This is a genomic window from Goodfellowiella coeruleoviolacea, assembly GCF_024171785.1.
Lineage (GTDB): Bacteria > Actinomycetota > Actinomycetes > Mycobacteriales > Pseudonocardiaceae > Goodfellowiella > Goodfellowiella coeruleoviolacea.
This window is the reverse complement of sequence record NZ_JAMTCK010000014.1, coordinates 137,021-148,008: the sequence shown is the minus strand read 5'-3', so window position 1 is coordinate 148,008 and position 10,988 is coordinate 137,021. Positions and strand designations below refer to the sequence as shown.

The following is a 10,988-nucleotide window of genomic DNA, read 5'->3' as shown; positions in this document are numbered from 1 at the left end:
CTGCGGGACTCGCTGAAGGAAGTCAACCGGCTCCGTCAGCAGAACCAGCGGCTGGTCGCCTCGGCCAGGGAACCGATCGCCATCATCGGGATGGGCTGCCGCTTCCCGGGCGGCGTCCGCTCAGCCGAGGACCTGTGGCGGCTGGTCGCCAGCGGCACCGACGCCCTGTCCGGCTTCCCCACCGACCGGGGTTGGGACCTGGAGACGCTGTTCCACCCCGACCCGGACCACCGCGGCACGTCCTATGTGCGGGAGGGCGGCTTCCTCCACGACGCCGGTGACTTCGACGCGGGATTCTTCGGGATCTCCCCGCGCGAGGCACTGGCCACCGACCCGCAGCAGCGGCTGCTGCTGGAGGTCTGCTGGGAGACGGTCGAACGGGCCGGCATCGACCCGGAGTCGCTGCGCGGGACGCGCACCGGGCTGTTCGTCGGCACCAACGGGCGCGACTACCCCATGCTGCTGCTGGACGCACCCGAGGAACTGGAAGGCCACCTCGGCATCGGCAACGCGGCCAGTGTGCTGTCCGGCCGGGTGGCCTACACCTTCGGTCTGGAGGGGCCGGCGGTCACCGTGGACACGGCGTGCTCGTCGTCGTTGGTGGCACTGCACCTGGCGGCGCAGGCGCTGCGCGCGGGGGAGTGCACGCTGGCCCTGGCCGGCGGGGTGTCGCTGCTGACCACCCCCGAGGGGTTCATCGGGTTCAGCCGGCAGCGCGGACTGGCCACCGACGGCCGGTGCAAGGCGTTCGCGGCCGCCGCGGACGGCACCGGCTGGGGCGAGGGCGTCGGCGTGCTCGCCCTGGAACGCCTGTCCGACGCGCGGCGCAACAACCACCGGGTGCTGGCGCTGGTGCGCGGCAGCGCGGTCAACCAGGACGGCGCCAGCAGCGGGCTGACCGCCCCGAACGGGCCGTCCCAGGAGCGGGTGATCCGGCAGGCGCTGGCGAGCGCCCGGTTGTCCGCGGCCGACGTGGACGTGGTGGAGGCGCACGGCACCGGCACCAGGCTGGGCGACCCCATCGAGGCCAACGCGCTGCTGGCCACCTACGGGCAGGACCGCGACCGTCCACTGTGGCTTGGCTCGGTGAAGTCCAACATCGGCCACACCCAGGCCGCGGCCGGGGTGGCCGGCGTGATCAAGGTGGTGCAGGCCATGCGGCACCAGGAGTTGCCGCCCAGCCTGCACATCGACCAACCCACCCCGCACGTGGACTGGTCGGCCGGGTCGGTGCGGCTGCTGACCGCGACCGTGCCGTGGCCGGCCGGCGAGCGGCCCCGCCGCGCCGGGGTGTCCTCGTTCGGGGTGAGCGGCACCAACAGCCACGTCGTCCTGGAGGAACCGCCGCCGGTGGCTGAGGAGCCGGCACCGGCCCGCCCGGCGGCCACCCCGCTGCCGTGGGTGCTGGCCGCCAAGACCGAGGCGGCCCTGCGCGCCAGGGCCGGCCAGCTGCTGTCCACAGTGGATGAGCTGGACCCGGTGGACGTGGCGCACTCGCTGGTGACGACCAGGTCGGCGTTCGCCCACCGCGCGGTCGTGGTCGGCGCCGACCGCGCCGAACTCCGCGCCGGCCTGCGGGCGCTGGCCGGCGACGAACCAGCACCGAACGTGGTCCGTGGCACAGCCGAGCGGCGCGCTGACCGGACGGTGTTCGTCTTCCCCGGCCAGGGCTCCCAGTGGGCCGGCATGGCGGTGGACCTGCTGGCCTCGGCGCCGGCGTTCGCCTCGGCCTGGGCCGAGTGCGCCGAGGCCATCGAGCAGCACACCGACTGGTCGCTGACCGAGGCGCTGCACGGCCCACTGGACCGGGTCGACGTGGTGCAGCCGGTGCTGTTCGCGGTCCTGGTGTCGCTGGCCGCGCTGTGGCGCGCACACGGGGTCGAGCCGGCCGCGGTGGTCGGCCACTCCCAGGGCGAGATCGCCGCCGCGCACGTGGCCGGCGCGCTGTCGCTCGCCGACGCGGCCAGGGTGGTCACCCTGCGCGCCCAGCTGATCAGCGCCGAACTGGCCGGCCGGGGCGGCATGGTGTCGGTTGCCCTGCCGGTCACCGAGGTCGGCGACCGGATCGGAGCCTGGGCCGGCCGGATCTCGGTCGCGGCGGTCAACGGTCCACACGCGACAGTGGTGTCCGGTGAACCCGAGGCGCTGGCGGAGCTGGTCGCCGCGTGCGCGGCCGAGGGCATCAGGGCGAAGACCATCCCGGTGGACTACGCCTCGCACTCCGCCCAGGTCGCAGACATCCGCGCCGAACTGCTGGCCGCGCTCGACGAGGTCCGGCCCACCGCCGGGTCGGTCCGGTTCTTCTCCACCGTCACCGGCGACTGGCTGGACACGGCCACGATGGACGCCGAGTACTGGTACACCAACCTGCGCGACACCGTGCGCTTCGCCGACGCCGTGCACGCCCTGCACACCCAGGGCTACGGGCCGTTCATCGAGGTCAGCCCGCACCCGGTGCTCACCGCAGCCATCCAGGAGACCGTTGCGGACGGTGTGGCCGTCGGCACGCTGCGCCGCGACGAGGGCGGCCTGGCCCGATTCCTGCTGTCCCTGGGCGAGGCGCACGCACACGGTGTGCCGGTGCACTGGCCGGCGGTGTTCGCCGGCACGCCGACCCGCACCGTGGACCTGCCCACCTACCCGTTCCAGCGCACCCGGTTCTGGCCGCAGCCCACGGCCGGCCGGCCCGGTGACGCCACCGGCCTCGGTCTCGGCCAGGCCGACCACCCGCTGCTCGGCGCGGCGGTGCGCCTCGCCGACGGCGACCGCGTGGTGCTCACCGGCCACCTGTCGACCAGGACGCACCCGTGGCTGGCCGAGCACGCCGTGCTGGACACGGTGATCGTGCCCGGCTCGGCCTTTGTCGAACTGGCCCTGCGCGCCGGCGCCGAACTCGGCCGCACCGGCTTGGACGAACTCACCCTGCAGGCCCCGCTGGTGCTGGCCGAGGGCAGCGCCCGGCACGTGCAGGTGATCGCCGACGCCAGCGCGGTGAGCATCCACTCCCGACCGGCCGACGCCGCACCGGACGAGCCGTGGACCCGGCACGCCACCGGCACCTACGCCCAAGCGGTCCACAGGGGACGGGACAGCGCCGGCGCCGGGGACTGGTCGGCGCAGTGGCCGCCGGCCGGGGCCGAGCAACTGGACGTGGCCGATCTGTATCCCCGGCTGGCCGCCTCCGGCATCGGCTACGGTCCGGCCTTCCAGGGGCTGTGCGCGGCCTGGCAACGCGACAACGAGGTCTACGCCGAGGTGCGGTTGCCCGAGGACGCACGCGGCCAGGCCGCCCGGTTCGGCATCCACCCCGCCCTGCTGGACGCGGCACTGCACGGCATGGGCGTCGGCACGGTGTTCGGCCGGCCGGACGCCGAGGACGGCCGGGGCAGCATCGCGTTCGCCTGGAGCGGCGTCACCCTGCACCGCGCCGGCGCGTCCGGGCTGCGGGTGCGGCTGGCACCGGCCGGGCCGGACGCGGTGGCGGTGGACATCGCCGACGAGACCGGCGCACCGGTCGCCTCGGTGGAGTCACTGGTGATGCGCCCGGTGTCCAGCGAGCAGTTGGGCGACGCCGGCCGGGTGCCGCGCAACTCGCTGTTCCGGGTGGACTACCTGGAGGTCCCGGTCCCGCCCGAGCCGGCGGCGCTGACGCGGTTCGCGCTCGTCGGCGCGGACCGGTGGGGCTGGGGCAACTGGCTGAGCATCGGCGAGCACACGGGTGCGTTCGCCACCCTGGACGAACTGGGCGCGGCCGTCGCCTCGGGCGCCCCCACCCCGGATGTCGTGGTGCTGACCTGCACGGGCCCCGAGGGCACCGGCGCGGTGGTGGCGTCCGTGCGCGACGTGCTCGGTGAGGTGCTGGCCCAGCTGCGGTCCTGGCTGGCGGACGAGCGGTTCGCCACCGCCCGACTGGCCGTGGTGACGCGGGGCGCGGTCCTCGCGTCCGGCGGGCCGGACCTGGCCAGCGCGTCCGTCTGGGGCCTGGTGCGCAGTGCCCAGTCCGAGCACCCCGACCGGTTCGTGCTGATCGACGTGGACGACGTGGCGACATCGGTCAGCCTGCTGCCCGCCGCGCTGGCCACCGGTGAACCGCAGCTGGCTGTCCGGGGTGGACGGTTGCTGGCACCGAGGCTGGCCAGGGTGCACCCGGCCGAGCCGACCGGCCTCGGCCTCGCCGCCAACGGCACCGTGCTGATCACCGGTGCCACCGGCGGGCTGGGCCGGCTGGTGGCCAGGCACCTGGTCGCCGAGCACGGCGTGCGCGACCTGGTGCTGCTGTCCAGGCGGGGCATGGACGCGGACGGCGCACCCGAGCTGTCGGCCGAGCTGGCCGCGCTGGGCGCCAACGCCGTCTTCGTCCCGTGCGACGTGGCCGACCGCGACCAACTCGCCGACGTCGTCGCGGCCATCCCCGCGACCCGGCCGCTCACCGCCGTGGTGCACACCGCGGGCGTGGTGGCCGACGGCGTGGTCGAGTCACTGTCCGCCGAGCAGGTGGACGCGGTGCTGCGGCCCAAAGTGGACGGTGCGTGGCACCTGCACGAGCTGACCAGGGACCTGGACCTGGCCGCGTTCGTGGTGTTCTCCTCCGGCGCGACCACGTTCGGTGGGCCGGGGCAGGGCGGCTACGCCGCGGCCAACGCGTTCCTGGACGCCCTGGCCGAACACCGGCGCGCCCAGGGACTGGCCGGGGTGTCGTTGGCCTGGGGCATGTGGGCCGAGGCCAACGGCATGGGCAGCCGCCTCGACGAGACCACGATGGCGCGGATGGCCCGCAACGGCGCCCTGCCGATCACCGTCGAGCAGGGGCTGGCCCTGTTCGACGCCGCGCACGGCCTGGCCGAGGCCGTGCTGGTGCCGGTGCGACTGGACCTGGCGGCCATGCGCGGGCAGGCCGACGCGCTGCCACCGCTGTTCCGCGACCTGGTGCCCGCGCCGACCAGGTCGGCCGAGGAACCCGACGGCGGCTCACTGCTGAGCCGCCTGGCCGGGATGTCCGAAGTGGACCGGAAGCGGGAACTGCTGGACCTGGTGCGCGCCAACGCCGCCGTCATCCTCGGGCACGCCTCGGCCGCGTCGGTCGAGCCCAACCGCCCGTTCCTGGAGTTGGGCTTCGACTCGCTGACCGCGGTGGAGCTGCGCAACAGCCTGGTCCGGGCGACCGGGGCGAAACTGCGGGCCACCCTGATCTTCGACTTCCCCACCCCCGCCGACCTGGCCGGCCACCTGCGGGACCAGTTGGAGCTGACCGAGGCATCACCCGCCGACCCGGTGCTGGCCGACCTCGGCCGGGTGCGGGCCGCGCTGCCCGCTGCCCTGGCCGACGAGCAGGCCCGGGACCAGGTCACCGAGCTGCTGCGGGAACTGCTGGTGCTGTGCGGGGCGAGCGACCACCAGTCCGGCGGCGATCTGGACGCCGCCACCGATGACGAGCTGTTCGCGCTCATTGACGACGGCCTGGACCGGGGAGTTGAGATCGCGTGACCGAGCAGGACAAACTCCGCGACTACCTCAAGCGGGCCATCAACGACGCCCGTGCGGCACACCGCAAGCTGCGCGAGGTCGAGGACCGGAACCACGAGCCCATCGCCATCGTGGGCATGGCGTGCCGCTACCCCGGCGGCGTCAGCTCACCCGAGGACCTGTGGCGGCTGGTGGCCACCGGCGGTGACGGCGTGTCCGGGTTCCCCACCGACCGGGGCTGGGACGTGGCCGCGCTGGTCCACGCCGACCCCGACCACCCCGGCACCACCTACACCCGGGAAGGCGGTTTCCTGGCCGAGGTGGGGGACTTCGACCCGGGGTTCTTCGGCATCTCACCGCGCGAGGCCACCGGCATGGACCCGCAGCAGCGGCTGCTGCTGGAGACCGCCTGGGAGGCGTTCGAGCGCGCCGGCATCGTGCCGGCGGCCCTGCGCGGCAGCCGCACCGGGGTGTTCGCCGGCATCAGCGGCATGGACTACGGCGCGGTGCTGGCCAGGACCCGGCAGGGACGCGACGGCACGCTGTCCATGAGCACCGGCGGCAGCCTGGTGTCCGGTCGGGTGGCCTACACGCTGGGGTTGGAGGGGCCGGCGGTCACCGTGGACACGGCGTGTTCGTCGTCGTTGGTGGCGCTGCACCTGGCGGTGCAGGCGCTGCGGGCCGGGGAGTGCGAGCTGGCCCTGGCCGGTGGGGTCACGGTGATGTCCGTGCCCGACCCGTTCGTCACGTTCAGCCGGCAGCGCGGGCTGGCCGCGGACGGGCGGTGCAAGGCGTTCGCCGCCGCCGCCGACGGGTTCAGCCTCGCCGAGGGCGTTGGCGTGCTGGTGGTCGAGAAGCTGTCCGACGCGCGGCGCAACAACCACCGGGTGCTCGCCGTGGTGCGCGGCAGCGCGGTCAACCAGGACGGCGCCAGCAGCGGCTTCAGCGCGCCGAACGGGCCGTCCCAGGAGCGGGTGATCCGGCAGGCACTGGCCAACGCCCGGCTGGCACCCTCCGATGTGGACGTGGTGGAGGCGCACGGCACCGGCACCAGCCTGGGCGACCCCATCGAGGCCAACGCGCTGCTGGCCACCTACGGGCAGGACCGCGACCGTCCACTGTGGCTCGGCTCGGTGAAGTCCAACATCGGCCACACCCAGGCCGCCGCCGGGGTCGCCGGCGTGATCAAGGTGGTCGAGGCCATGCGGCACGGGGTGCTGCCGCGCACCCTGCACGTGGACCAGCCCTCACCGCACGTGGACTGGTCGGCCGGCGACGTGCGGCTGCTGACCGAACCCGTTGCCTGGCCGGGGGACGACGACCGGCCACGCCGGGCCGGGGTGTCCTCGTTCGGCATCAGCGGCACCAACGCCCACGTGATCCTCCAGGAGGCACCCCACCAGGTCGGTGCGACCACCGCGGCGCCGGCCGCGTCCGGACCGGTGCCGTGGCTGCTGTCCGGCCGGACCGGCGAGGCGCTGCGCGCCCAGGCGCGGCGGCTGCGCGCACACCTGGCCGCGCACCCCGAGATCCACCCGGCCGACATCGGGCTGTCCCTGGCCACCACCCGATCGATGCTGGAGCGGCGCGCCGTTGTCGTGGGCGCCGAGCGCGCCGACCTGCTGGCCGGCCTGACCGCGCTGGCCGACGGCGGGTCGGCGGCGAACCTGGTCGAGGGCACGGCCGGCGCCGAGGGCCGGCTGGCGTTCGTGTTCCCCGGCCAGGGCTCGCAGTGGGCCGGCATGGCCGCGGAACTGCTCGACACCGCACCGGTGTTCGCCGCACGGCTGGACGAGTGCGCGGCGGCACTGGCCACCCACGTGGACTGGTCCGTGGTGGACGTGCTGCGCGGTGTGCCCGGTGCCCCGGCCCTGGACCGGGTGGACGTGGTGCAGCCGGTGCTGTTCGCGGTGCTGGTGTCGCTGGCCGAGCTGTGGCGGTCGGCCGGCGTCGAACCGGCGGCCGTGGTCGGCCACTCGCAGGGCGAGATCGCCGCGGCCTGTGTGGCTGGTGCGCTGTCCCTTGCGGACGCGGCGCGCGTGGTGGTGCTGCGTTCCCGGCTGATCGCCGAGGAGCTGGCCGGCCGGGGCGGCATGGTGTCGGTTGCCCTGCCCGTCGAGGACGTGCGTGCCCTGATCACGCGGTGGCCGGACCGGATCTCGGTGGCCGCGGTGAACGGCCCCACCTCGGTGGTGGTCTCCGGCGAGCCCGACGCGCTGGCCGAGCTGGTCGCCGCCTGCACCGCCGAGGACGTCAGGGCCAGGACGATCCCGGTGGACTACGCGTCCCACTCCGCACAGGTCGAACTGATCCGGGACCGGCTGCTGGCCGCGTTGGCCGACCTCACCCCAATCAGCGGCAAGATCCCGTTCTTCTCCACGGTGACCGGTGACTGGCTGGACACCGCCACGATGGACGCCGAGTACTGGTACACCAACCTGCGCCAGACCGTGCGGTTCAGCGAGGCGGTCGAGCGCCTCGCCGGCCAGGGCTACCGGTCCTTTGTGGAGACCAGCCCGCACCCGGTGCTCACCATGTCGATCCAGGACACCGTGCCGGACGCGGTGGCGCCCGGCACGCTGCGCCGCGACGAGGGCGGCCTCGACCGGTTCCTGCGGTCCCTGGGCGAACTGCACGTCGCCGCGGGCGCCGAGGTGGCATGGGCCGCGCTGTTCCCGCACGCCAACGTGGTTGACCTGCCCACGTACGCGTTCCAGCACAAGCGGTACTGGCCGGAGCCGAGCGCCGAGGTGCCGGGCGACGCCGGCTCGCTGGGCCTGGCCACGACCAACCACCCACTGGTCGGTGCGGCCGTGCCGGTGCCGGCCGTGGACGGGTTCCTGTTCACCGGCCGGCTCTCCCTGCGCACCCACCCCTGGTTGGCCGACCACACCGTGCTGGACACGGTGATCCTGCCCGGCACCGCGTTCGTGGAACTGGCTGTGCGGGCCGGCGACGAGGTCGGGCTCGGCCGGGTGGACGAGCTGACGCTGGAACGGCCACTGGTGCTGCCGGACCAGGGCGAGGTGTGCCTGCAGGTGCTGGTGGGCGCGCCGGAGCAGCACGGCGGCACCGGGCGACCGGTGACCATCCACTCGCGACCGGCCGACGCCGCACCGGACGAGCCGTGGACCCGGCACGCCACCGGTACCCTGCTGCCTGCCCAGCCCGACCAGCCCGATATCGCCGGCGCCCCACCGGCGGGCGCCCAGTGGCCGCCGGCGAACGCCACGGCCATCCCGGTCGATGAGGTCTACGCGGCGCTCGCCGAGGCCGGCATCGGTTACGGACCGGTGTTTCAGGGGCTGCGCGCCGCCTGGCAGCGCGACGGCGAGGTCTTCGCCGAGGTTCGACTGTCCACACCAGATGATTCGGGCGAACCGGGTGATCCGGCTCGGTTCGGCATCCACCCGGCCCTGCTGGACGCGGCCCTGCACCCGGCCGACCCGGTGCTGGACCGCGCCGACGCCGGTGCCCGGCTGCCGTTCTCCTGGCGGGGCGTGACCCTGCACGCCTCGGGCGCGACCGAGCTGCGGGTGCGGGTGGTCTCCGCCGGCCCGGACGCGCTGTCCCTGACCGCCACCGACGAGGCCGGTCGCCCGGTGGTGTCGGTCGACTCCCTGGTGCTGCGCCCGGTGTCGGCCGACCAGCTCGGCGCGGGCGAGCCGCACCGGGACGCACTGTTCCAGGTGGACTGGCTACCGGTCGCCGCCGTCGGCGAACCCGTGCCGGTGCTGGACGACCTGGTGAGCCTGCGGCGGGCCGTCGAGTCGGGCGGGCCGGTGCCCGAGGTGCTGGCCGTGCGCTGCCCCTCGGCGGCGGCGGAGCACATCGGCCGGGCCGCCCGCAACGTCCTCGGCGACGTGCTGGACCTGGTGCGCTGGTGGCTGGCGGAGGAACGGGTCGCGTCGTCCCGGCTCGCGGTGGTGACCAGTGGCGCGGTCGCCGTCGGCCGAACCGGGATCACCGACCTGGCCCAGGCCACCGTGTGGGGCCTGGTGCGCAGTGCTCAGTCCGAGCACCCCGGCCGGCTGGTCCTGGTCGACGTGGACGAGCACCGGGAGCTGATCCCGTTGCCCGCCGCGGACGAGCCCCAGGTGGCGCTGCGGGCGGGCACGGCACACGTGCCGCGGCTGGCGCGCGTCCCGGCGCCAGGGTCCGCGGCCGCGGCGCCCGATCCCACAGCGCTCGATCCCACGGCCTTCGTCTCCACGGCGCTCGATCCCACGGGGACGGTGCTGATCACCGGGGGCGCCGGCACCCTGGGCGGGTTGGTGGCCCGGCACCTGGTGACCGCGCACGGCGTGCGCCGGCTGGTCCTGGCCGGCCGCGGCGGCGGTGCCGCGCCCGCCGCCATCCGGTTGGCCGAGGACCTGACCGCGCTCGGCGCCGAGGTGCGCTTCGCCGCCTGCGACGTGGCCGACCGGGACGCGGTGTCCCGGCTGCTGGCCGACATCCCCGAACAGCACCCGCTCACCGCGGTCGTGCACACCGCCGGCGTGCTCGCCGACGGTGTGGTCACCTCGCTGACCGCCGAGCAGGTGGACGCGGTGCTGCGGCCCAAAGTGGACGGTGCGTTGCACCTGCACGAGCTGACCGGGGACCTGGACCTGGCCGCGTTCGTGCTGTTCTCCTCGGCCGCCACCACCTTCGGCGCGCCGGGGCAGGGCAACTACGCGGCGGCCAACGCCTTCCTGGACGCACTGGCCCAGCACCGCCGGTCCCTCGGCCTGCCGGCGGTGTCACTGGCCTGGGGCCTGTGGGCCGAACGCAGCGGCCTGACCGGTGACCTCACCGAGAGCGATCTCGCCAGGATGGCGCGCAGCGGGTCGGCACCCATGTCCACAGCGGACGGGCTGGCCCTGTTCGACGCCGCCCTGCGCGGCACCGCGCCGGTGCTGGTGCCGGTGCGGCTGGACGCCGCCAGCCTGCGCGCCCAGGCCGCCGCCGGCACGCTGCCCGCGCTGCTGCGCGGCTTGGTCCGCGGGCCCAGCCGAGGCACCGTGGAACCGACCGAGCGGCCCGGCACCGCCGAGCTGACCGGACTGTCCGAAGTGGACCGCCGCACGCGGCTGCTGGCCCTGGTCCGGCAGCACGCCGCGCAGGTGCTGGGACACGACAGCGCGGACGCGGTCGAGCCGGACCGCGCGTTCAAGGAACTGGGCTTCGACTCGCTGACCGCGGTCGAACTGCGCAACCGGCTGACCGCGGCCACCGGGCTGCGGCTGCGGGCCACGCTGGTCTTCGACCACCCCACCGCCGAGGCGCTGGCCGCGCACCTGTCCGAACAGGTCGGCGGCGGCCAGCCCAGCCCGGCCGAGTCCGTGCTCGCCGAGATCGAGCGGATGGAGGGCCTGCTCGCGGCCATGGAGACCGCCGACCGGGACCGGATCACCGTGCGGCTGCGGGCGCTCACGCTGCGCAGCGAAACCGGAGCCGGTGGCGAGACCACCGCGGCGACCCGGCTGAGCACCGCCAGCGATGAGGAGATGTTCGCCTTCATCGACCAGGAACTCGGCGCCTGA

Annotated in this window: 2 protein-coding genes; both read left to right on the top strand. The window is 74.9% G+C overall.

The features are described from left to right. Positions 1-5,484: a type I polyketide synthase gene (locus tag LX83_RS27370; RefSeq protein ID WP_456356013.1), complete on the top strand. Its 5,484-nt coding sequence runs from the start codon at positions 1-3 to the stop codon at positions 5,482-5,484. After that, a complete protein-coding gene (locus LX83_RS27365; protein ID WP_253776470.1) occupies positions 5,481-10,988 on the top strand; it encodes a type I polyketide synthase in 5,508 nt (1,835 codons plus the stop codon). The genes LX83_RS27370 and LX83_RS27365 overlap by 4 nt, the downstream gene beginning before the upstream one ends.